Source organism: Arachnia propionica, assembly GCF_003859805.1.
Taxonomy (GTDB): Bacteria; Actinomycetota; Actinomycetes; order Propionibacteriales; family Propionibacteriaceae; genus Arachnia; species Arachnia propionica_C.
On record NZ_RQZG01000054.1, the window covers coordinates 1 to 563 of the forward strand.

A 563-nucleotide genomic window follows, 5' to 3' on the forward strand; every position below is an offset into this window, starting at 1 on the left:
GGGGCTGTGATGCGTGTTCTGCATCTGATCAACGGGTTGGGCACCGGTGGTGCGGAGATGTTGGTGGTGGATCTTGCGGTTGCGATGCGGGAGCATGGGCATCGGGTGCGGATCGCGTGTCTGGGTGGGGTTGATGGGGTGCCCGGGGAGAAGGCGGCCCGGTTGGGGTTGGATGTGGAGGTGCTCGCGGGTCATCGGTTTGATCCGAGGTTGCCGTTGCGGATCGGGCGGATCGGTCGGGGTGCTGATGTGGTGCATGCGCATCTGTTCCCGGCGTTCTACTGGGCGGCGTTGGCGCCGATGCGCACCCCGATCCTGTTCACCGAGCACAACACGTGGAACCGTCGGATGGATCATCGGGTGTTCGCGGTGGTGGATCGGTTGGTGTATCGGCGGATGGCTCGGGTCTGTGCGATCAGTGTCGGGACCCGGGACCAGTTGGTGGCGCATCTGGGGCGGGACCATGCGGAGGTGCCGGTGATCTCGAATGGGATCAGTGATGGTCTGGTGACGGGGCCGGTTGCGGAGCGGTCCGGGGGGAGGCGGGTCATCATCGTGGCGAG

1 protein-coding gene is annotated in these 563 nt (G+C 65.5%); it reads left to right on the forward strand.

Annotated features, from left to right (window positions below; translation table 11 throughout):
* Positions 1 to 9: 9 nt before the first annotated feature.
* Positions 10 to 563: glycosyltransferase family 4 protein (locus EII34_RS15755; protein WP_148092645.1), on the forward strand; the 554-nt coding region annotated here is incomplete at its 3' end.